This is a genomic window from Mesorhizobium sp. M1004 (assembly GCF_040318795.1).
Taxonomy (GTDB): domain Bacteria; phylum Pseudomonadota; class Alphaproteobacteria; order Rhizobiales; family Rhizobiaceae; genus Mesorhizobium.
This window is the reverse complement of record NZ_JAMYNB010000001.1, coordinates 822,678-844,404: the sequence shown is the minus strand read 5'-3', so window position 1 is coordinate 844,404 and position 21,727 is coordinate 822,678. Positions and strand designations below refer to the sequence as shown.

Genomic DNA, 21,727 nt, shown 5'->3' with positions numbered 1-21,727 from the left:
GCCCGATTGCCATGACTTTGCCGGCGAATAAAATCATGGTGTCAGGAGCGCTCTTCAGAAAGATATATCCAAGAGACGCTGCGGAAAAACCATTCGCAGATTTCTCGCAGTATGTGGAAATTCAAGTTGAAGCAGCAACTTCATCAGATTTGATTTGCGTCAGTAGCAATGGGTTGGGTGGAAGCGATGACACTGATTGAAACGCGAAACGATGCGCTTGCAGGCAGGCAATACATTGTATTGAACGATACCCGCCACGAAAGGCCGATAAGCCTTGTGGACCGACCGGACGCAAGGGTCGGCGGATCTCGACGACGCAGCCTGGAATCCATCACCGGCATGCTTGATCGTATGGGTTGCGGCTATCTCGTCCTGGACCGAGACAAGAAAGTAATAGAATGGAACGCTGCCGCTCGGGACACCCTCGCACGCCAGGGCGAAGCAACTGATACAGCCGTCGAGCTTGCTGCCGGGTTGAGGCGGCTGGTCGCGAATGTTCCGGTCCACCTCCAGCCGGGCTCACTCTCATGGGTAGTGATCCACAGCAGAGGCGACAGGCCGGTGACCATGAACGAGACGGGCGTCGTTACACCGGACGGGACAACCGTCGTCGCATTGCTGGACCGGGATAACAAATCGGCGGCCAACCCTCGCACGTTGCAAAGGATGTTCGGTTTGACCAGCGCGGAAACGCAGTTGGCGCTACGCCTCGCCCATGGCGACGCGCCCCTGGAGATCGCCCGTAGCTGGCATCTCAGTCGCACGACTATTCGCTCTCAGCTCGCCTCGCTGTTCGCCAAGACCGACACGAGGCGTCAGGCGGAACTAGTGGCTCTTTTGGGGCGCATTTCGGTTTTGCCATGAGAAATCGACTGCTGTCTGCATCCGCTTTGATTCAGACAGCGGCGGCCCGCATTGAGCGCGCTGTCGCGTAGATCACAAGGCCGGCGGCGCCATTTCCGATCGTTCAAGCGCTGCCGAGATAGCGCGGAACGCGGAACCTGGAAACGGGAGTGACTTGCCATGGCCGAAGCAGATTCGAAGGTCAACAAGCTGGCGGATATCGTTCACGCGCTGCAGGATGGTGCTGCGTCGAACGTTACGCACACGGGGCCGATCATCGTCACGGGCGCCGCTGGGTTCATCGGATTTCATGTTGCGTCACGCCTTTTGCGGCTCGGCGCCGAGGTCATCGGCGTCGACAACTTCACGCCTTACTACGACCTGAAGCTGAAGGAGGCGCGATTTACACGGCTCTGCGCCGAGCCGAGGTTCACGCCGAAGCGCTTCGACCTGGCGGACCGGTCGCTGGTGAAAGCGCTGTTCTGCGAATTCCAGCCATCGCACTTCGTGCATCTGGCCGCCCAGGCCGGGGTGCGTCATTCGCTCGTCGACCCGCATGCCTATGTGGAGTCAAACATAGTCGCATTTCTCAACGTTCTGGAGGGCTGCCGACACGCGGGCGTCAGCCATCTCGTTTATGCCTCGTCGAGCTCCGTATATGGCGCCAATCGACGCATACCCTTTTCCGAGCATCATGGTGCCAATCATCCGGTGAGCTTCTACGCCGCCACCAAGGCCGCCAACGAATGCATGGCGCATTCCTACAGCCATCTGTTCGGCTTCCCCGTAACCGGACTGCGCTTCTTCACCGTCTATGGCCCCTGGGGCAGGCCCGACATGGCAGTCTATACTTTCACCCATGCCATCGCCGAGGGCCGAACGATCGAAATCGCCAATGCCGGGCGCGTATGGCGGGATTTCACCTATATCGACGACATCGTAGAGGGGGTTGTTCGCGTGCTCGCCAAACCACCGTGTCAGGATCCCGGTTGGGACGGTCGCGCTGCCGATCCTGCCACCAGTTCGGCGCCATATAGGCTCTACAATATCGGCAATGATCGGCCGGAAGAAATCAACCATCTGATCGCGCTCATCGAGACGGCCCTTGGTCGCCGCGCCGTTCGCGTCAACGTACCTTTACCGCCAGGTGACGTCCTGGAAACCCGCGCCGATGTCAGGGACCTCCGCCGCGCCGTTGGCTTCGCACCGGCGACAACACTGGAGGACGGCGTGCAACGTTTCGTGGAATGGTATCGGGAATTCCATGCACGCCCTGTCGGACAGGTGCGACCAGCTGGCCTTCCGGCAACGGCATAGTGAGCACAACGCCGCCGTTTCCTTGGTGTGGCAGGGTCGCGGCTCGCCTTCAATCCGTCTTTGGATACGCCGGCACTGGAAGGGGCTCAAGCTGCCGTCCTGTGCTGTGCCCGACCCCCAAAAGGCGCTTCTGGCAAAGGAGCCGCAAGCGCGCCCGAGAGCACCATCCCAACCAGGATCGTGAGCAGGACCGTAACTACCCACCGCATGGGCAGCACGATCGCCGCCGTGAACAGCACATAAAAGAGCATCTCATAATTGAGCGTCCAACCCAACTCCTAGACCGGCTGAACGACGCCGTCAGGGCGACTGGCCGGAATGAATAAGTACGATTCGACTACAAACCTGAGGTCGACTTAGCTCTGGTTGAGAAAGTTGGGGCCGACCACCGCTACCGCAACGTAGAGCGAGGTGAGCGCTCAATATAGCGGGACAGCGCGCCGATCCGGCGGGAAATGAAGAGACGCGCGCCCCCGGGCTTTGCGAACAGCTGCCGCGACGGATGCACCATGATAAGGCCGGAAATCACGAAGAAAATATCGACTCCAGCGCTCCATGGTATCGGATACCAGCTCTGAAAGGTGCGGCCAGCCTGTAATCCAGGATGGCCGCATCATGCTGGGCGTGTCGCAGCGCGACCGAACTAGCCGCCAGGAATGCCGCCGCTCCCTGGGATATTTTTTTGAACATCGCAACGCGCCATCAGACCCTCTCCAACAGAAGATCGGCGTTGTCTCCGAGCCTGGAGCCGGCCAGCCTCTTCAGGTTCACCCGGGTGAGCACACTGCCTACTGGAACGGTAGCGGATCCACCGGCGCCTATTGCATCCAGAGCACCACGGGCAATGCTGCGCCTCGTCCTTGCCCAGCGAACGGCAAAAAGCACCGAATCGGCCCAGCGCTTAAGCAGCCTGGTTTCAGGCCCCCCGAGGCCCAGGGGACCGTTCATGATGACCACGTCGTAGGCCGAACGCAGTTCCTCAGTGAACTGGCATTTGTCGACGGTGGATAGAATCGTCAGGAGATCATCGGAAGGTGCTGGAGCGGCCATGAGGTCGATACCGATTTCCGGCATCCTGGTGATGGCATCCTTCAGCACGCAACGTCCATTCACATAGTCGCCGAAGGAGTTCCGGGCCTTGTCGGTGCTAAATTCACCACGAAACCCGTTCGTGAGCCGTACATCCTTGCGATCGAGATCGAGGAAAAGCACTCTTCCTCCCAACCGCGTTGCCGCCAGCGCCAGGCTCCATGCCAACTCGGTCTTGGCATCGTCCTGGATGCTGGACGTCACGAGAATGATGTGCGGCGGCTGCCCCTTGCCTTGAGTCGGCGCCGCGGCCACGAGCAGCGATGTCACGGCCCGGCTGAACGGCAAATTCTGCTGGCTCAAAACCAGATGCCGCAGCTTTTTCGCATGAAGTCCCGAAACCCTGGGAAGCAGTCCTATGCACGGGATCCCAAGCTCGGCTTCGGCCTCGGCTTCACTGCGCAAGGTCTGATTGAAGGCGTTTCGGACTAGAATGAAGACCGCCCCCATCAGACTAAACACGATCATGCTGGGGGGAATGAGGAAAATTGGCGGCAAAGTGATGGGATTCGACGGCGGCCAGGCAGTCGAAAGGATCGCCACGCCTGGCGAAGGAGCGGCGATGCGCCGTGTCAGGTCCTGCTGCCCGCTCAGGAGCTCGTTGTAGTGCTGCGTCACGATGGCAACCCGCGGCTCAAGGGCTCGCAGCCCGGAAAGTTGGTTCGCCGTGTCGGCTACGGCCGCGTCGAGCATCGCTTTGCGGCCCTCGAGAGCCGCAGCCTGCGACCGGTAGACATTTGCCTCGGCAGCGATGCGGGCAATGCTTTGCTCGATTTCTAGGGTGATCGCGTTGCGCAGATCGCCGTCGGCGGCGGCACCCGACTGGCGTGTCACAAGGTCCGTCAACACGGGCGATCCGATTTCTTCAGCGATGGCCGTGACGGGGGCGCCCGCCTTACGCAGGTCCTCGATACGGCGAAGGCGCGATTCCGACGCGGAAAGACTGGCTTTCGACAAGAAGATCTGCCGGCCGAGCTCCGCAGTCTCACTGGCTGCGTTGTTGGCCCCAGTCTGATCGACGGCGCCATGCGTGAGCCGGTATGTTTCCAGCCGATCCGTCGCTTCGACCAGATCCCTTTGTACTTGCGGAAGGCTGGCGACTATCGAATCCAGATGAACCTGATCCGATGCCCGGCTCTTTTGTATGAGATCTTGAATGTAGACCTGGGCAAACGTGTTCGCGACAAGTGCCGCACGCGCGGGACTTGGATCGGTGAAGCCGATGGTGATGACGCGCGATCGCAGCTCTTGTCCGACCCTCATTCCGTTGCGGAGCGCCTTCAGCTCGGGCGCGTCCGCTGCGTCCGGACTTTCCGCAACTATCTTACCTTGTCTCCAGGCCCTGCTCAGGAGATCGCTGAGGAACGAGCCAGCCGCGGGCGGGACGGCGCTGACGCTCTTTCCGGTACCGTCGACTGTTTGGGCCTTGCGCAGTGCTGCCAGAATCCGACGCAGGTGGCCTTCTGAGGAGAGCATCGTCAGATGATCATCGATGCTCGATTCCAGCGAGTCCTGGGCGATTGCCATGCCGCCCGAAGCACTGCTGCTCGGGGCGTCGATAATGACCTGCGTCGTTGCCTCGAACAGCACCGGGCGGGTGAAGCCTGCCAGTCCGGCCAGGATGCCGCCCAAAAGGGCCATGGCAAGCAAGAACCATTTTCGCGTCGTCAGGATGATGACGAGCTGGTGGAAGGGTGACGATTGCGTTGGCTCGCGTGGCGGCCGCATCAAGCGCAGATTGGTTTCAAGTGTCCCAACTTCCATCTGCTTGGCGCGCGGACGCCGGGCGCGGTTGGCTATGGAACCTTCCATTTCAATCCCCTGTCAGTTCGATATGGTAAGAAGGGTGCGTGGCGGCCGTCGATGGCCGCATGGCTTCGTTGCGCCACGCCTGAAACATGAGCACCGGCCACAGGTCGCGCAAATTATCTTGGCTTCCATGCAGATGATTGCGCCAGCATGCGTCAACCTTCTCACGGTCGATGACCCCGTCCCCGGAGCGGCCGATCGTGGCAATGATATCGGTTGCCCAGCCGCGCAAGGGCCCTTTCAACCAAGTCCCGACCGGAACGTCGAACCCTTGCTTGGGCCGGTCGACCAGTCGGCGTGGTACATAACGATCGAGCAGTCGGCGAAGCAACCATTTGCCCTTCCCGTTTCGGACTTTGGCACGGGCTGGCAAGCGCCAGGCGAATTCAACGACGCGATGGTCCAGGATCGGGCATCGCCCCTCGAGGCTGTTGGCCATGGTGGCTCGATCGAGCTTCACCAAAATGTCGCCCGGTAGATAGCCTGTCATGTCGGCGAATAGGAGACGCGAGAGCAGGCCGTCGAGCTTTGTGGTGTCGGTAGCTGCTGTCGACGGCTTGCGATGAACAAGGTCGTTGGCTGAAGATCTGGTCAGTTGCAGAAGGAGTTCGTCCTCATCTCGCGCCGCGAGCAGGCGGGCAAGGCGAGCCAGGCGGTCACCGCGCAAGCCATGCCGCATATTCGCCGAAAGCGGCAGATTGCCGAAGATATCTTTCTGAGAGGCTTGGGCCAGCAACCCAGCCCCCGATGCCAACAGCCGGCGAAAGGACAATGGTAGCTCATGCTGCTTTGTGAGGCGGGTTACCAGGAAGTGTCGAGAATAGCCTGCGAAGCACTCGTCGCCACCATCTCCTGAAAGCGCCACCGTTACGTGTTGCCGCGCGAGGCGCGACACCAGCAGCGTCGGTATCTGCGATTCATCGGCAAACGGCTCGTCCCAAATCCGGGGCAACTCCGGAATGACCTCAAGCGCGGCGGCCGGCGAGAGATGAAGTTCCGTATGATCGGTGCCCAGATGCCGAGCCACCGCGGCCGCATGGGGAGCTTCATCAAACCCACCTTCGCCGAAGGCTATGGTGAACGTACGAACGGGGTTTCGGGACTGTGCCTGCATCAGGGCGACGACAGTCGAGCTGTCGATTCCGCCCGACAGAAAGGCGCCCAGCGGCACGTCTGCAACCATTCGTTCCTTGACGGCCAGGCGGAGCAGGCTGTCGAGCTCGGTCGCGAGGTCCTCGTCGCTGGCGGCTATCGGATCGCGCTGTCCCTTGCGGGCGACATCGGCCAGCGACCACCAAGGGTGAATGCGATGCGCAAGCGAACCGGTGCCTCGGGCGTTGGCGAATTGCGCCGCAGTGACCGACAGGACTGAACCAGGCGGCAGCTTGAACACGCCCTGCCAAATGCAACGGTCATCCGGCACCCAGCCTTTGGAAACCATAGTCGTCGCCGCATCGACATCGAGTTCCGGGGTGAACCCTGGGAAGCAAGTGATCGCCTTCAGCTCCGAGGCGAAGACAAGCGCGTCACGTGTCAACGCGACATAGAGTGGCTTCTTGCCCATTCGGTCGCGGGCAAGCTGAAGCGTTCGGTTCTCCAGGTCCCACAGCCCGAAAGCGAACATGCCAGCGAAGCGCGCGAGGGCTGCATCAAGGCCCCAGCTTTCGATCGCGCACAGCATGACCTCCGTGTCACTGGCGCCGCGGAAATGATGGCCCGCCCCTTCCAGTTCACGGCGCAGATCGCGAAAATTGTATATCTCGCCATTGAAGGTGATGACATATCGACCGCTCGCGGAGCGCATTGGCTGGCGACCCGCTTCGGACAGGTCGACGATGGCCAGTCGCCGGTGGCCGAAGGCTACCCCCCCTTCACGGCTCACCCAGAAGGCCTCACCGTCAGGTCCGCGATGACGAAGGGCGGAGGTCATCTGTCCAATTGCCCTGAGCGACCTCGTATCTGCGGCGTTGGGTGCCAGGAGAATTCCAGCGATCCCACACATGCTAGCGCCCTCGCTCCCGAATGGGCGCCGAAACCGCCCCGGCTGGAATTCGCCTGGTCAAGGGCGCGATCCTGCGCGTCAGGAAAAATTCGCCCGTTCGCAATCCCGGACCGGGGGGCTGCGTCGCATGAGACATCGCGACGGCCAGCGCCGATATTCCCTCGCGGGTCATTGCCTCGCCTCATCCAACCGTCGGCTTCCTTCCTGCGCCATCAACACAGCGGGCGCCGAATGTGAAGCACTGCTGTGCGTCCGGCCGTCAAGAACACTCAGATACAGATCGCAATAACGGTCGACGACGCGCGACAGCGCAAATTGCTCCCGAACAAATCCGATCGAACGTTCGCCCATGACTTTTGCGAGGGCGCGATTGGACAGAACTTCGATTATTCTGGATGAGAGGGCTGCCACATCGCGCGGCGGGACGAGATAGCCGTTCCATCCGTGTTCGACCACGTCGTTGCAGCCGGGCATCCTCGAGGCCACGATAGGCAATCCAGCCAAACCGGCCTCCAGAAGGACGCGCGGGACGCCCTCGCGATACCGGGTGGGAAAGGCGAACAAGTCTGCCATGCCGAGGAGCGCTGGAACGTCTGGCCTCGGGCCCAGGGCGATTACATGAGGAGAGTATCGGTCGATATCCGCTTTGTGGACGGCAAACGGGCCTTCCGATTGCCACGGGCCGACAAGCACGAAACGTGCGTTCGGCCTCTCGCGCAGGACGTGTGGTACCGCTTCGAGGAGAGCCGGGATTCCCTTCTGGCGGGTCAGTCTGCCCACAAAGATCACGACTTCGGCCGACTGGAGCCCAAGTTCTTCGCGCATGGCCGTTGCGGAATGACCGCGATCCCGCGCTCTCGCAAACGCATCGGGGTCGATTCCAGAACTGCGGATCAGCCGCCCCTTGCCGCGTCCGACCAGCCGGTAACGCGCGAAGAAAGCCTGGTCGTCTCGGTTTTGGAAGACGGTCGCGGCTGTCCAGAATGAGGCCAGTCCCTGAAGGCAGCAGAAAATCGGACGCAGGGCCAACGCTCTCGGCTCTAGCGAGGAGAATGTCCAGCCAAGCCCATTGATGGTGCGGACGACCGGAACCTGCCCTCGTAACGCAATGGGTGTCAGGAGATTCGGCTTGGTGTCGAAACTCTGAATAATGTCTGGCCGGATTTTCAACAGCAATTTGCGTGCCGCGCGCAAAGTGCCCCACTCTGCGCTGCCGCTGGCAAACCGGTCGAAACTCAATTGGTGATGTGGAATGCCGTGAGGCGCGAATGCGGCACCATCACCGCTCGACACAGCCGTAACCCGGAAGCCCCTTTCGCGCACGGACAGCAGGAAGGGAATTCTCAGGAGGTGATCCTCACCTCCGACGCAAACCAGGTGAGGTTTCATGCCGCCCTTCGGGAACATGCGCGGCATCTCGGTCGCGCAATGTTGCTGGCTTTTGGAGTCTTCTTTCACAGCCTCGGCTTCATCTTTTTTGCTCGCAGGACGAGAAGCCAACGCTAGGAGGAGGCCTGCCTGCTGTCCTCGTCTGTTCGAATGAAACAAGCCGTGTTCTGGCAACGAGCCGGCGTGCCGAAGGTCAGATACCTACGCACCGTTTAAAATGGTCCACACTGCTTGGTTACCCAAGCACGAGAGGCCCACCGATCTATCCCGCGGCACATTTTCTTTCATGTGCTCCCGTTGGATTGCGGTCTAAGTTCTTCGGCTCGGGGCACTGGGGTTGACCGCCCTGCAGGTGATCGCTCGCGCCTCCGATCTCAGCATAATCGGAATGCCGTCGCGGATCGGGTAGGCAAGTCCCGCGGCTTTCGATATGACTTCATCGTTGTCTGAATCCCAGGCAAGCAAGCCCCTGGTCATTGGACATACCAGCCAGTTCAATAGCCTGAGATCGAACGAGGTATTTTCTTCCTCTCGTCTGTCGGCGTCCATCTGCTATTCCTTTCCCGGCCAATGTACTAACGCTCAACCCCGAAGCGAGCGCGCTTCCCGACATAGAAGCGATCGCTCGAGATTCGCGTTGCTGCTGTAGTTCGTGAACTCTCTGCAAAGAGGCAAATGATCAGGACAAACCACACGATCGGATGGCGTATGATCAAATGCGGGATGCTGAAGATGACGATCGAACCCAAAAGCGCTAGCAGGGCGTCGAATTTCGCGCGCCAAGCGGATACGGCGGAGGAAATGATGATCCACACCAGCGCCAGAACTGCAACAAACCCGCCTTGACTGTACAGATCAAGAAATGTGTTGTGCGCTTCGAATGGGCGGGGCAGAAATTGCTGATCGCCGACAGGGGGGCGTTCCATGTGCGGACCTGGACCCAACCCCAGCGATCCCGATCTTAGGCCCTTGTCCACTGCTTCAGCCCAGAGATAAAGGCGAAGCTCGACAGTATCCTCGGTTGCTTGACCGCCCTTGTCCTTCGTAAGGCTCTTGGCGAACGCTTCGGCGCTGTCGAACCCGGTGAGGATATAGGGACTCATTGCCATTCCCAGCGGCAGTAAGCCGATAATGAACAAAAGGCCGATTTGGCGGGAAAGACTTGCATTTCCATCGCCGGTCTTGAGCCAGGTCCGCGCCCGCAAACCCAGGAACATCAGACCCGTCACGATCGTAGTATATAGATAGGTATCACTCTTCGTCAGCCTGCCGACATAGAAAGGCAGGATCAAGGCGCACAGCCCCAAGAGCCTTCCCCAGCGGCTGTCGGAGGTCGTTGCAAGATGCAGAGCCAGAGGTCCAAAGACCGCGCAGTAAAGCGCAAGCTGGTTTGGATTGTCGGACCAGCCGCAGAAGCGATCCCAGTACCAAGGATTGACGCCGGACTGGCTGATCCACCCCCAGCCAAGTCCCACTTGAATAGCAAGGCCAACATTGGCGATCGCAACAATCCACCACGCACAATCGCGAAGATGGCGACCGGCATCGGGCTCAGCGGCGGCCAGGCAGGTGACGCTGGCCAGCAAAAGGTAGGCTGCCAGGTCGTGCAGCAACGGGGACAAGTACAGGACGGTGCTCAGATATCCAACGACGGCGCCCATGCTCAGAGCAAACGCCATAAGCGCCCAAAAGCTCGCCAGCATGGCGAAGACGGATGAGGCTTCCATGCGGCCGCCGCCCAGGATACGTCCAATCGAGAGCAGTATCCAAAGCACGAGGAATGTTTCGCCGTAACCGGCGTGCAATAGCGGTACGGTGAGTTGTGTCGCGTATGACATCACGACGCCGCAGGCCAGGAGCACATTTCGGATTACCATCTGAGCCGTCCAGGCGAAGTGAATAGTTCCATATCTCCAATCTCAGACATGATGGTGGGGCGCCGTTTGATTGAAAGCCGAGTCTCTCTCAAGACCCGTGACGAGGAACGTTGCCTGTGACACGTGCCGTCTTTCGCGCACCTGCTGTGCAACAGCTTCGGCAGCGGTTGTGAGGCCACTTCGGTCCAAGCTTTCGACGCAAATCATGGGAAGTCGGCAAGATTCAAGCTGCTCGACTACGAGATTGACCTGATCAATGTGATCAAGGCTGCTCTGTAGATCGACCTCGAGAAGCTGTTGGATGATGCCAAGGGAACGGCGGCGTTCCCGAAGGCGCGCCTCCAGAACTTCTCTCGGCGCTTGCAATCGGATGAGCAGGTCCGGTTTAGGCATCATGTCAAGAGCGCGCGCCAAACTCGCGCGATCGGTTATGCCGCTTAGCAAGACGAGTGAGGAGACGGATTGAACCGTTCCCTGGTCGAAAATTGAAATTACGTCATCGGACGCCTGAGCTATGCTCCAAGCTTTGATAAGAATCTCAAGATGCCACTTCAGACGAATGGCCCACAGTTTGTTCCTAGGCGGAAAAATAGCAAGCATGGCTGCAATCAGGGAGCGCTGTTCAATCCATCTCAAATACAAGCTTGAAAATAGCTTGAGGGCCGCTCTTTTAATCGGATGCCGGCGGTCGCCAAGCTGTAACACGACGGTGTATCCCTGGCTTTGAAGAACGTGCACCAATTCGGCAGCGAAGGTCGTCTTGCCGGCAGCAGAAGGCCCAAATAACTCAAGGATCATTGTTCAATCCAAACCAGAAGATAGCCTTCAACACGAACAACATCGTACAGATTTCGTTCCTAGATAGTCTTATTTCGGATAATTCCTCTTTCCGTCGCGTTGATCGGCCATCACGCCTTCGCGTACATTTCTAATCGCCCAGATCAATCCGGGGTGAATACCTAACCGGGAGCGGATATAGACCGCCTGACAAATGCTCAAGAAAACCACCGTGGCGCTGGTGGCAATGGCTGCTCCAACCGTGTCGTCCAACGAAATACCCAGGATGCAACCCGGGACATTAATGATCGCCGCGATGGACATCATTATAGCGGAGGCGCGCTCGTGGCCTGTCATTGTCAAAAGTTGCTGCTGCGGCCCGACAGCGGCCGCGGATAGCTGCCCAACTACCAGAATCCGAGCTATGAGCACCCCCGAGGTGAATTCACTGCCAAATGCACGCAACACCGGTTCGGTAAACACAAGGAGTGGGAGCGCCAGCGCCACGCCACCCGCAAAGGACAATATGGTGGCTCTTGCGAACAATGCTTGGAGCCCTGTCATGTCCTTGCGCGCGAACAGGCGCGAGATAGCGGGGGCGAATGCGGTGCTCACGGCCACCCGCGGCAAAGTGAGAAGCAACGCGATGTTCGACCCGACCGCGAATATCCCGGCCCCCTTTATGAACCCGATCTTTCCGAGCAGCATAACCGCCGTGCGGTTCATCAGGACGTCCACAAATGTCATGATCATGATGGGAAGAAGCGAAGGCCACCAATCCCGGAAGGCATAGGTCGGCGGCGCGGCACTCAAGCCGGAGGGCCACAGGCGCCAGACACTGAAACCCGTTATCATGGCTGCGACGGCTGAACTGATCAGCAGCATCCACATCACAGTCGTCGCGTCCAGCCGCCACGGCGTGAACAAAACCGCGAGGCCGAGCAGGGTGAGCATAAATCCGTCGCGTACAATGCGTTCGGGAAGGAGCGCGGAAATTACGCCTCCAAAGGCTCGCACGACACCTGCACCAGTGAGATAGATTGTGATCAGCGGAAGCGTCGCCAAGCCTATCAACACACTGATGGCAAGTTCCGGATCCAGATGGTGAGGCCACCGAATCACGATCAGCGCGCCAACAGCCGCGATCAGAAATGCCACTGTGATGCAGGCCCTGGATCCAAAATGGATGAATCCAAGCGCCATCGGAAATTGGTTTGTTGCCTCGTACGCAGGCACGAATCGCAAAACTGCCACGTGAAAACCGAGAGTGGAGCCATAAGACAAGAGTGTGATCCACGCGAACACGTACGTGAAAGTTCCAAAGCTCTCCACGCCCACCAGGCGAGCGATGACGATCTGGGTTACGAAGGTCAACCCGGCACCCGCCGCGTAAATAAACAAGGCCCAAACGCTTGCGTGAGAGAGCCGTCGGGTCAAACCACGGCTGCCGGTGCTTCCCTTGGCGGACGGTTGCTGGCCAAGTGGCTCGAAAATCCCTTTGAAGCCGTTCAGCTCGAAATCGTCAGGCGCCAAATCGTGGAAAATGGGTATTGCTGACGTCGCGCGCTGGCGTTCCAATCGCATCGTCTCCGTCACCGCCTTTCTGGATTCGTCCCCCATCCGCTTTCCGTTCCTCCCACTTCCGACAAGGCCGATCGGGAGCTCGCCGCGGTGCATCTGTGAGGGGAGCACGGTAACGTCACCTTCGGGTAAGTCTTCATCCATTCGAGGGATGCAAAACGTTGCGACGTCTGGAAGCCTCGCTTTCGCGATGGACGCGTTCGGTCGGATGAACTTCCGAGCCGCGAACGGTCGTTTGGACTTTGGCTAAGCAGTTACGAGTTCCGGGCAAGTGAAGACAAAAGCGAAAGTGAGCCGATGACCGCGGATTTGAAGATTGCTCAGGCCGTATCGAGGGCACCGACCATTAAACCGATCGATCACGACACCGACGTCGCGGCCTATGAGAGCGCGACAAAATACAGGTATCAAAATCCGAGCTTTGCGAGCCGATACCTTGATGGATATGCGGGTCGCCTCAAGCTGTCGACGTTAGCATCCTATGTCATCGCGCGACGGGAGCAGAATTGCATCGCCAAGGCGCTGGAAAGGTGCTCCCCGCTTCCGGCTCGGGTGCTCGATATCCCATGCGGAACCGGGAAGCTGGCGGAAGTGTTGGGTCGGCACGACTGTCAGGTTCTTGCCGCGGACATCTCAATTGAAATGATGGCCTTGGCCAAGACAGCATATGAGAGCCAGTCTGGATTTCGGGGTTTCATCCGGTGCGACGTGACCCAGTTGCCGTTCGGCGACGAAAGCTTTGACACGGTGATCTGCCTACGCCTAATGCACCTCATCCCGCCACATCTCAGGCGTGACATCATCAATGAACTGGCGCGCGTTGCCAGCCGGCGCCTAATCGTTTCCTACGGCCTTGCTTCCCGATTCCAGAGAATACGATTAAGGCTGCGAAAGATGATCACCGGAAAGATGTCAGCGCCTCATCCGGTCAATTTCAATGTCGCACGACAGGATTTCGCGGAGGCACGGCTCAGCCTGGTAGGTTCTTTCAGTGTACTCCCCATCCTGTCTTGCGAGCACTTGTTCATACTCGAGAAGACAACGGCCTAGCGTGGAATTTTAGCATTACTGATTGGCGCGCCAAGGAGTGGCCCGAGAGGCGACAATGGAACTTATCAGCAAGGTCAGTTCGTCACGCATGGCATCACTTGACCTGCTGCGCTTGATTGCAGCTCTGGCAGTCGTGCTCTATCATTACCTTTTCCGCGGCGCGATAGCCGGAAATCTCGACGTGAGTTACCCTGCCGCCGAGCCATACGCCATCTATGGGAACCTCGGTGTCAATCTGTTTTTTCTGATCAGCGGTTTCGTCATCGCCTGGTCGGCCGAAGGCCGTACGTGGCAGGAATTCGCGGTCGCGCGTTTCGCCCGGCTTTATCCCGGGTTTTTAGTCTGCATGACAGCAACGTTTGTTGTTCTCGTCATTGCCAATGACCAGCGTCTTCCAACCGATGCAACGACCTACGTCGCCAATCTCTCCATGTTCGCCCGTATCTTCGGCAGGAAGTCCATGGATGGCGTCTACTGGTCGATCATGCTCGAGATCCTGTTCTACTGCTGGGTTGCGGTGCTGATGCTGGCGGGTGCCTTTCAGCGCTGGAAACTACCCATCGCTGCCGCATGGCTCGCAGTTTCGGTAATCAACGAGTTCTTCTTCGGGAGCACGGTGATACGCCTTGTCTTGATTACAGACTACGCACCCTTTTTTGCTGCCGGCATCCTCACCGAAGACATCGTGGCAAGAGGCCGCTCGCCACTTGCGTTCCTTCTTCTTGCCTTCGCGTTCGGGGTGTCTTGCCGTACGATCATGCTCCCCCATGCGTGGATGCAGGAGCACTATGGAACAGCCATTTCGTATCCTGCTCTTTTCACGGCTAATTTGGTGGTCTTCGGAATCTTCGTCGGCTCCATACTGCTTCGCTACGTTGTCGCACCTTCCAAGACTGTCTTGATGCTCGGTGGATTGACCTATCCGCTTTACCTTTTGCATCAGTACATTGGTTACGTTTCGCTAAACGCGTTGGCGCCGCATGTCGGCAAAAACCCCGCATTCTTCGTCGTGTTGGCTGGGGTTCTCTTTGCCTCCTTTCTCATTTGGCGTTTCATCGAAGCCCCGATACGCAAGCCGCTCATCCGCGGCTTGACGTCCGCAATATATCGCCTCGCGCCGGCCTCGCAGCACATGCGGCCGACCTCGCCCGCACATTAGTTCGACCGCGCTGCATGGGTCTGCTGGGCTCTGATGCAATGACGCAAGCAGAGCCCGGCGCTCAGTGAAGACTCTTTGTCGCGGCTGCGTCGAACGGCGCGCTGTGCGTACAGCGACGATCAAAAAATCTCTCAGGGGATGCATGTATGTGATTTGTCGCTAATGTGTCCCTCAAGTACGTAAACGAGGGGGGAGGCGTCGAACCATTTGAAGGAACGCGCATGACAACTCTTCACTACACGTCGGGTGGATCAGGCGCGGACATCGCGACGGCCGGCTTCAATCTGGCTGATGTTTCATCCGTTGACCAGCTCAATGCACTGCCGGCCGGCATGAAAGGCTTGGTCTGGCTAGACGAGGTCAACGGGGCATCCTCGTCCTTTATCCAGAAAGTCACGCCTTTCATCGGGAATTCGAAAGTTTTTGGTTTCTTCCTCGTTGACGAGCCGGACCCGACCGGGAAATGGGGTACCTACGCCAGCGCCGCCAATCTGAAGGCGGAATCCGACTGGATCCATTCTCATGTGCCGGGGGCCAAGACCTATATCACCATGATGAGCTTGGGGACGTCCGCGAATCCTGATTTTACCAATACGTACAATCCCGGCAACACGCATATCGACTATTACGGGGTGGATGCCTATCCGGTGCGCACTGGTGGCGTCGCCGACTACAACATGATCGACCGGTACGTCGCTGCCGCCAAGGCTGCGGGCATTCCGGTGAGCCAGATGATCCCTGGCTACCAAGCGTTTGGCGGCGGCAACTACAAGACCGACACGGGTGGCCAATATGTCGTACCAACGGCGGCTCAGGAACAGACCATGATGGACCATTTTGCCAAGCTGATTCCATCACCGGCCTTCGACTACGCCTATGCTTGGGGCTCCCAGCAGGGCGATACCGCGCTTGGAAACTCGCCGGCGCTGAAGGCTTTTTTCCTGCAGCACAATCAAAGCGCTGCAAGCGTGCCGCCGACCGGCGATGGCACGCCGCCCAGCAGCGTGCCGCCGACCAGCAGCGGACCCCCGCCCAGCACCGTGCCTTCGATGACCCACCACATTTTCTACGGCACGGGTAGCGCGGATGTACTTCACGGCACCACTGGCGCGGACACGATGAACGGCCGGGGCTATAACGACACCTATTATGTCAACAACGCCGGCGACAAGGTGGTGGAACTGCGGCACAGCGGCAACGATAGCGTGCTGGCATCGGTCAGTTACGCGCTGTCGGCCGGTTCGCAGATCGAGCATCTTGCGACCACGAGCAAGTCGGGCACTACCGCCATCAACCTCACGGGAAACGAGTTCGCCCAAACCATTGATGGCAATGCCGGGAGCAACACTATCAACGGCGGTGGCGGGAGAGACGTCCTGACGGGACATGGCGGCAACGACGTCTTTGTCTTCAATTCCGCTCTCAAGGTCGGCAATGTCGACAAGGTCACCGATTTCAACGTGGGCCAAGACAAGATCCAGCTCGACCACACTGTGTTTGCCGGTCTGCATACCGGCGCCCTTCCTTCTTCGGCATTCCATGCCGGCAGGGCTGCGCATGACAGCAGCGATCACATCGTCTACAACAGCACGACCGGTGCGCTTTCTTTCGACAGCGATGGCTTGGGCGGCGCACATCATCAGATCCAATTTGCCACTCTATCTCCGCATCTGGCTCTGACGGCGTCCTCGTTCATCGTAACGTGACCTCGGGAACTTCAGGCCTGATCCAGACGGCCTGACGTTCTCTTGAATATAGCTCGATGGAACCAACAAGCCCCGCCGAGCTTGTACTTGGTATGAGCGCGCGCGGCATCGAATTCCTGCAGAAATGGGTGGAAGATAAGATCCCGCTCTACACCAAGGCCGATCCGGCTCTGGCAGCGAAACTTGCGGACCAGGCAACGGCGGATGCCCTCAGGGCGGGAATCCGCCCCGAGGAAATCTCCGAGGAAGTCGGAAGCATGTTGACGACCATGCTCGAAGTGCTCGATCAGCGCGATACGACATGATTGCGCGTTTTGCGGCAGATGCTGCCCCAGCTTGGCGCCAAACGTAATGCACAATGCGTCATGGGTCAGCCGGGGCTGCATTCCGAACATGCTCTCCCAGGACGCGCGCGATGACCCTGTCCACGTCGTGAGCTTCAGCATCATTGACTTGTATCAAGGGCCATCGGTCCTGGCGCAAGCACTCGCCGACCTCTCTTGAGATCTCGGCCTGCCGCAATCCCCTGGCCACGCCGAGTTCGAACAGGATAACCTCGAGGAGCGGTTGATGCGCATACCGCTCCTCGAGACGGCGGCGCAAAGTTTCCTGAGGCGCGTCGAGCTGCACGACGAGGTCCGGCCGCGGCAGGAACGCCAGGCACTTGCGAACCGCGTCGAGCCTTGGAGTTCTAGCCAGCACGCCCAGCGCACACAAAGCCTGAATCATGCCCTCTTCGAAGATGAAGCAACCGGACGACTCCCGCGCTTGGCGCCAGGACTGGCACAGTTGGGCGATGTCGACCTTCATGCGCCATGACCACACGCGGCTTCGAAGAGGGATTGATGTCAGAAGCCGGGCCGCGACACTGTCCTTTGGCAAGGTCGACAGCAAGACAGGAGCGGATGTGGCAATTTTTTTGCCAATTCGCCCTATGCCGTGGCGGATCTCGGGACCGTCATCCTGAGCTGATCCATGTTCAATCAGACGGTACCCGTTCACTGTCTTCACGTTGATACCGTGTTTCGCCAGGCCCTGGCAGAGGCCGCGAAGAAGCGTGGTCTTGCCGGCACCAGGCGGTCCAAACAGCTCGATGATCATAGCGGAATGCCTAAGCGCCTTCGAAAGAGCAGTCATTCACCTGCGGATCAAAGCTTATCCAGATTTCAGATCACACCAACGTTCATTTGAATGACCGTTCCAGTCGTGAATATATGGGCCCCGGATCCTCGCGGCGCCTGCCGATTCATCGCGATTGCGCTAGGTGAGCCGTTGCAAAACTTCTGAAGGACGCTCGGGAAGCGCTGGCTAGGCAAGATCGAGGCATCATCCGAATGATTGATGAAAAGATCTCGGCGGCGAGCGATGTTCGACCGTCAGCTTGGCGGGGCCCTGAATGTCCTCAGCGTGTTTGCATTCGGAAGTGGCAAATCAAAACCTGCAGGTGGATCTGCGACCCATCCGAAGGTGGTCAGTCGTTCCCGAATATGATCTTGACCAAGGGGGGCCAGTCTGGCGCCGTTACCGACAGATGGGTGCCCAATTTGCGGACATTCCAATCTTCGACCACCTTGGAGATGTCGCCAGCCATTATCCTGACAAGCTCGCAATCAGCGACGGCGCCAACCGCCTGACTTTTTCTGAGCTTTTCCGGGCGGTCGAGACGCTGGCAACTCATATCGCTGCCGTCGTCCCCGAAGGGCAGGCCATCGGCATCCTGCAAGCAAACTCCGCTTGGTATCCCGTGGCGATGTTGGCGAGCATGACGGCGGGACGGCCTTCGGTTCCGCTCAACACAAGAGATCCCGCCTCTCGCATTTTCGATATAGTCAGTGCCGCGCGGCTCGGCGCGATTATAGGCGCCGAAAATGTTCGCCCCGTCGAACTGGCCCAAGAGATCGTCTGGATCGATATTGCCGCCGCCGTGGCGCCCAACGATCAACACCCAGAACAGCAGCCCAAGCCCCCTATCGTTTCGGTCGATGCGCCTGCATTGGTGCTTTACACTTCAGGTAGCACCGGGCGCCCCAAGGGAATCGTCAACAGCCAACGCAGCCTGCTCTGGCGGGTCGGGCAATATGTTGATGCGTGCCATATCAGCGCGGATGACGTTTTCCTGCCGCTGACCGGGCCAGCCACGATCGCCGGTTGCCGGGAGATCTTTGCGGCGCTGCTGACGGGCGCCACATTGCATCTTCTCGAGGTGGAGGCTGTCGGCCTGCGCGCTACGCGCGCTCGATTGCAGTCCGAAGGTGTGACGATCACCTATCTTGTGCCGGCACTGCTTCGAGCCCTCCTGGCCGAGGCGCCCGCCGACGCTTCCTGGCCGCTCAGAGTGGCCCGGATCGGTGGGGAGAAAGTGTCATGGACGGACATCGCTTTGCTGCGCAAAGCCGTTTCGGACCAGTGCCTGATCCAGATCGGCTACTCATTGACTGAAACCATCGGTTCGCAATGGTTCTTGCCGCCTGACTGGCCCGAGCAAGACGCGTCGGTTCCCGTCGGCAGGCTGCTCCCTGGTATGACATTCGCTATCGTCGACGAAGCCGAGTGCAATGTAGGGCCAGGCGAGAGTGGAGAGCTTCTGATCAAGAGCCGCTATGTCCTGCTTGGTCATTGGGAGAACGGTGTGGTCGTTCCCGCGCAGCCGGACCCCGACGATCCCGAGGCTCGGCTTTTTTCGACCGGGGACCTCGTTCGGCTGGACGATGATGGCATCTTGAGGATCGTCGGCCGCAAAGGGCGCCAGATCAAGATCAATGGTCGACGCATCGAGCCCGCCGAACTCGAACGGGTCTTGCGTTGCGCGCCTTCAGTGGCGGATGCCGTAGTGATCGTGACGGCCGCGCAGGAACTCATCGCCTTCGCGGTCCCCCATCGCTTCGCGGGCGGCGCTTTTGCAGACGACCTTCGCCAGCTCCTCAGAATGACGTTGCCGGCACCATTGCGTCCCTTGCGATTGCACACCGTTGACGCAATCCCACGCCTGTCGGGAGGTAAGGTCGATTTGGCAACACTGGCCGAGATAGATCGTTCGGACGGAAGGAGGGCGCGAGCCGCCCGGTCGTCTACTCTCCATGCTCCGCCCGCCGGAGGAGCAATGGACACGCGTCAAATAGTGCAGCACGCGTGGATGCAGGTTCTCAACACAGGCACTGCCACGGGAAACTGGGATGATGCTGGAGGAGATTCGCTGCAGCTGCTGCACTGCGTCATGGCGATCGAAAACGCCATCGGGCAAGAGCTGGGCCTAGAGGCATTCACCGTCGGCATGAGCTTGGACCAGATGGTTGAGGCGGTCGTCTCTGCACGGTCGGGCGAAGGGCGCGAAAAGAAGCACCACCCCCCGGTTCTTTTCCTGTTTCCAGGGTCCGTTGGCTATGGTCCGAGCCTGGCTGCGTTCGCAGCCGCCATGGGGAAAGTCGCCCGTGTAAACCCCATCCGATATCCGAGCCTTGCGGCGATACTGGACGGACACAACACCCTCAGCGCCATGGCTGGCGCCGCACTCGAGCAGATAAGCCGCATCCAACCTGCGGGCCCCGTGCGACTTCTCGGCCATTCTCTGGGTGGCGCGGTTGCATTCGAGGTTGCCGCCCGGCTCATGAAGGCCGGGCGAACGGTGCGGTTCCTGGGCATCCTCGACACGAGCCTTCTGGACGAGCCGAGCAACCATTGGGAGACACTTACCCGTACGTTCTATCGTATTCGCACCAACCGCATATCCGCGCACCGGATGGCTTGCAGAGCCCTTGCGAAGATCACCGTCGCCGTGGGCGGCGAAGCGCGTCTGGCCAGGATTCTGGACAGATTTGCCAATGGAGAGTTCAACCCGACGATCTTCAGGACCAAACTGGAACTGCAGGAGGTTTTAAGGGCGAAGTCGTTCTTCCAGTGGCTTGAGGCACCCAAACCGGCTCTGCCCCTCTCCGGTACCTTGTTCCGATGTCGCAGGGAGGGAATGCCGCGGGCCTTGGGCTGGGACAGCGTCTTGGCACACCTGGACGTCATCTCGATCAAGGGCAGCCACATCGACCTTGTCGTCGAACCAAACCTTGCCACCAACCGTCCGCTTATCGAGACGGCCATCGTGCAGACCTATTCCACCGCCGAATCTCGCAAAAGGGAGGATTTGTCATCGACATAATTCCGGAATTCAGCAAGGACATGCTGACGCTCGATGCCCGCGCGGAGGTCGATCGCATCGTTCACACCTTGCGCACTCAGGTTCTCGGCACCCTGCATCGTCGCGGCGTGGTTGTCGGTCTTTCCGGCGGTATCGACAGCTCCGTCGTCGCGACCTTGTGCATGCGCGCGTTCGGGAAAGACAAGGTCCTGGGACTGTTCATGCCGGAGCGGGATTCTTCCGGTGACTCCCTGAGACTTGGCCGCCGCGTCGCGGCACAGCTTGGCATTGAAAGCGTCCTGGAGGACCTAGCACCGGCACTGGTGGCCATTGGCGCCTACCGCCGGCAGATCGAGGCGATCCAGACCGTCGTTCCCGACTATGGGGAAGGGTGGAAATGCAAGCTGGTGATCGCGTCGGTTCTGGAGAGCAGCGGACTCAACATAACCCGCCTCACGGTCCAGGATCCGCAGGGTAAAGTAGATACCGTGCGTCTGCCGCCAGCTGCCTATCTGCAGATCGTTGCTGCGACAAACTACAAGCAGCGCCTGCGCAAGATGACGGAATACTATCACGCCGACCGCCTCAAATACGCGGTTGTCGGCACTCCAAATCGCCTCGAGTACGACCAGGGCTTCTTTGTCAAGCAGGGCGACGGAGCCGCCGACGTGATGCCGATCGTTCACCTTTACAAAACCCAGGTTTATCAACTCGCGGAATATCTCGAGGTGGATGATGAAATCCGGCAGCGGCCACCGACCACCGACACCTTTTCCATGACCCAAAGCCAGGAAGAATTCTATTTCGCGCTGCCCTATCACCTGATGGATCTATGCCTCTACGGCCTGAACCACGGGGTCGCCAGCAATGAGCTCGCGGCGGTTGCTGGCCTCACCGAGCCCCAGCTTCAGAAAGTGTTCAAGGACATCGAAGCGAAACGAAGGGCGGCCCACTATCTTCACGCGCGGCCTTTGCTGTCCGCGGAAGGCGGAGATTGACCGA

General features: G+C 59.2%; 16 protein-coding genes. 8 read left to right on the top strand and 8 right to left on the bottom strand.

All coding sequences use genetic code 11. From position 1 onward, the window contains the following. Positions 1 to 186 precede the first annotated feature (186 nt). Both NKH54_RS04120 and NKH54_RS04115 read left to right on the top strand, forming a co-directional pair. Positions 187 to 864, top strand: coding sequence for a helix-turn-helix transcriptional regulator (locus tag NKH54_RS04120; RefSeq protein ID WP_023689781.1), 678 nt, complete (start codon positions 187 to 189; stop codon positions 862 to 864). 159 nt (positions 865 to 1,023) lie between these two features. Continuing rightward, the gene (locus NKH54_RS04115; RefSeq protein WP_023670899.1) at positions 1,024 to 2,160 is read left to right on the top strand and encodes an NAD-dependent epimerase/dehydratase family protein; all 1,137 of its coding nucleotides are present in this window, start codon (positions 1,024 to 1,026) and stop codon (positions 2,158 to 2,160) included. A 702-nt stretch (positions 2,161 to 2,862) separates the two neighbouring features. On the opposite strand, the gene NKH54_RS04110 is transcribed toward NKH54_RS04115, so the two are convergent. The 7 genes from NKH54_RS04110 to NKH54_RS04080 form a co-directional block, all read right to left on the bottom strand. Further along, positions 2,863 to 5,061, bottom strand: a complete 2,199-nt coding sequence (locus NKH54_RS04110) for a GumC family protein (protein WP_353027743.1) — start codon at positions 5,059 to 5,061, stop codon at positions 2,863 to 2,865. A 1-nt stretch (position 5,062) separates the two neighbouring features. Then, entirely contained in the window at positions 5,063 to 7,060 is a 1,998-nt protein-coding gene (gene asnB, locus NKH54_RS04105; RefSeq protein WP_353027742.1) for an asparagine synthase (glutamine-hydrolyzing), read from the bottom strand. Between the two features lie 168 nt (positions 7,061 to 7,228). Beyond that, the gene (locus NKH54_RS04100; RefSeq protein ID WP_353027741.1) at positions 7,229 to 8,608 is read right to left on the bottom strand and encodes a glycosyltransferase family 4 protein; all 1,380 of its coding nucleotides are present in this window, start codon (positions 8,606 to 8,608) and stop codon (positions 7,229 to 7,231) included. Positions 8,609 to 8,758: 150 nt separating this feature from the next. Continuing rightward, the gene (locus NKH54_RS04095; RefSeq protein WP_353027740.1) at positions 8,759 to 8,998 is read right to left on the bottom strand and encodes a Trm112 family protein; all 240 of its coding nucleotides are present in this window, start codon (positions 8,996 to 8,998) and stop codon (positions 8,759 to 8,761) included. 26 nt (positions 8,999 to 9,024) lie between these two features. Further along, on the bottom strand, positions 9,025 to 10,287 hold the full coding sequence (locus NKH54_RS04090) for an O-antigen ligase family protein (protein WP_353027739.1): 1,263 nt from the start codon (positions 10,285 to 10,287) through the stop codon (positions 9,025 to 9,027). Positions 10,288 to 10,368: 81 nt separating this feature from the next. Beyond that, positions 10,369 to 11,124 (bottom strand): nucleoside/nucleotide kinase family protein, encoded by a 756-nt coding sequence (locus NKH54_RS04085; RefSeq protein WP_353027738.1) that lies wholly within the window; start codon positions 11,122 to 11,124, stop codon positions 10,369 to 10,371. Positions 11,125 to 11,193: 69 nt separating this feature from the next. Beyond that, complete coding sequence (locus NKH54_RS04080; RefSeq protein ID WP_353027737.1) at positions 11,194 to 12,723, bottom strand: oligosaccharide flippase family protein; 1,530 nt, start codon at positions 12,721 to 12,723, stop codon at positions 11,194 to 11,196. Between the two features lie 258 nt (positions 12,724 to 12,981). On the opposite strand from NKH54_RS04080, the gene NKH54_RS04075 reads away from it, so the two are divergent. From NKH54_RS04075 to NKH54_RS04060, 4 genes are all read left to right on the top strand, one after another. Beyond that, positions 12,982 to 13,734 (top strand): class I SAM-dependent methyltransferase, encoded by a 753-nt coding sequence (locus NKH54_RS04075; protein WP_353027736.1) that lies wholly within the window; start codon positions 12,982 to 12,984, stop codon positions 13,732 to 13,734. A 55-nt stretch (positions 13,735 to 13,789) separates the two neighbouring features. After that, positions 13,790 to 14,893, top strand: a complete 1,104-nt coding sequence (locus NKH54_RS04070) for an acyltransferase family protein (protein ID WP_353027735.1) — start codon at positions 13,790 to 13,792, stop codon at positions 14,891 to 14,893. A 221-nt stretch (positions 14,894 to 15,114) separates the two neighbouring features. Continuing rightward, positions 15,115 to 16,599: a M10 family metallopeptidase C-terminal domain-containing protein gene (locus NKH54_RS04065; RefSeq protein ID WP_353027734.1), complete on the top strand. Its 1,485-nt coding sequence runs from the start codon at positions 15,115 to 15,117 to the stop codon at positions 16,597 to 16,599. Between the two features lie 92 nt (positions 16,600 to 16,691). Beyond that, complete coding sequence (locus NKH54_RS04060; protein ID WP_353027733.1) at positions 16,692 to 16,904, top strand: DUF768 domain-containing protein; 213 nt, start codon at positions 16,692 to 16,694, stop codon at positions 16,902 to 16,904. 58 nt (positions 16,905 to 16,962) lie between these two features. Here the strand turns inward: NKH54_RS04060 and NKH54_RS04055 are convergent, their stop codons facing one another. Beyond that, complete coding sequence (locus NKH54_RS04055; protein WP_353027732.1) at positions 16,963 to 17,700, bottom strand: AAA family ATPase; 738 nt, start codon at positions 17,698 to 17,700, stop codon at positions 16,963 to 16,965. A 295-nt stretch (positions 17,701 to 17,995) separates the two neighbouring features. Between NKH54_RS04055 and NKH54_RS04050 the strand changes: the two genes are divergently transcribed. Beyond that, on the top strand, positions 17,996 to 20,746 hold the full coding sequence (locus NKH54_RS04050; RefSeq protein WP_502907453.1) for an AMP-binding protein: 2,751 nt from the start codon (positions 17,996 to 17,998) through the stop codon (positions 20,744 to 20,746). Next, a complete protein-coding gene (gene nadE, locus NKH54_RS04045; RefSeq protein ID WP_353027758.1) occupies positions 20,743 to 21,723 on the top strand; it encodes an NAD(+) synthase in 981 nt (326 codons plus the stop codon). The genes NKH54_RS04050 and nadE overlap by 4 nt, the downstream gene beginning before the upstream one ends. Positions 21,724 to 21,727: the final 4 nt, after the last annotated feature.

What these genes read in the sequence shown, in the direction of transcription:
- NKH54_RS04055 (WP_353027732.1), bottom strand. Translation starts at nt 17,700, where the DNA reads ATGATCATCGAGCTGTTTGGACCGCCTGGTGCCGGCAAGACCACGCTT.
- NKH54_RS04090 (WP_353027739.1), bottom strand. Translation starts at nt 10,287, where the DNA reads ATGTCATACGCGACACAACTCACCGTACCGCTATTGCACGCCGGTTAC.
- NKH54_RS04070 (WP_353027735.1), top strand. Translation starts at nt 13,790, where the DNA reads ATGGAACTTATCAGCAAGGTCAGTTCGTCACGCATGGCATCACTTGAC.
- NKH54_RS04120 (WP_023689781.1), top strand. Translation starts at nt 187, where the DNA reads ATGACACTGATTGAAACGCGAAACGATGCGCTTGCAGGCAGGCAATAC.
- NKH54_RS04050 (WP_502907453.1), top strand. Translation starts at nt 17,996, where the DNA reads ATGTCCTCAGCGTGTTTGCATTCGGAAGTGGCAAATCAAAACCTGCAG.
- asnB (WP_353027742.1), bottom strand. Translation starts at nt 7,060, where the DNA reads ATGTGTGGGATCGCTGGAATTCTCCTGGCACCCAACGCCGCAGATACG.
- NKH54_RS04095 (WP_353027740.1), bottom strand. Translation starts at nt 8,998, where the DNA reads ATGGACGCCGACAGACGAGAGGAAGAAAATACCTCGTTCGATCTCAGG.
- NKH54_RS04085 (WP_353027738.1), bottom strand. Translation starts at nt 11,124, where the DNA reads ATGATCCTTGAGTTATTTGGGCCTTCTGCTGCCGGCAAGACGACCTTC.
- NKH54_RS04080 (WP_353027737.1), bottom strand. Translation starts at nt 12,723, where the DNA reads ATGGGGGACGAATCCAGAAAGGCGGTGACGGAGACGATGCGATTGGAA.
- NKH54_RS04065 (WP_353027734.1), top strand. Translation starts at nt 15,115, where the DNA reads ATGACAACTCTTCACTACACGTCGGGTGGATCAGGCGCGGACATCGCG.
- NKH54_RS04110 (WP_353027743.1), bottom strand. Translation starts at nt 5,061, where the DNA reads ATGGAAGGTTCCATAGCCAACCGCGCCCGGCGTCCGCGCGCCAAGCAG.
- NKH54_RS04115 (WP_023670899.1), top strand. Translation starts at nt 1,024, where the DNA reads ATGGCCGAAGCAGATTCGAAGGTCAACAAGCTGGCGGATATCGTTCAC.
- NKH54_RS04060 (WP_353027733.1), top strand. Translation starts at nt 16,692, where the DNA reads ATGAGCGCGCGCGGCATCGAATTCCTGCAGAAATGGGTGGAAGATAAG.
- NKH54_RS04075 (WP_353027736.1), top strand. Translation starts at nt 12,982, where the DNA reads ATGACCGCGGATTTGAAGATTGCTCAGGCCGTATCGAGGGCACCGACC.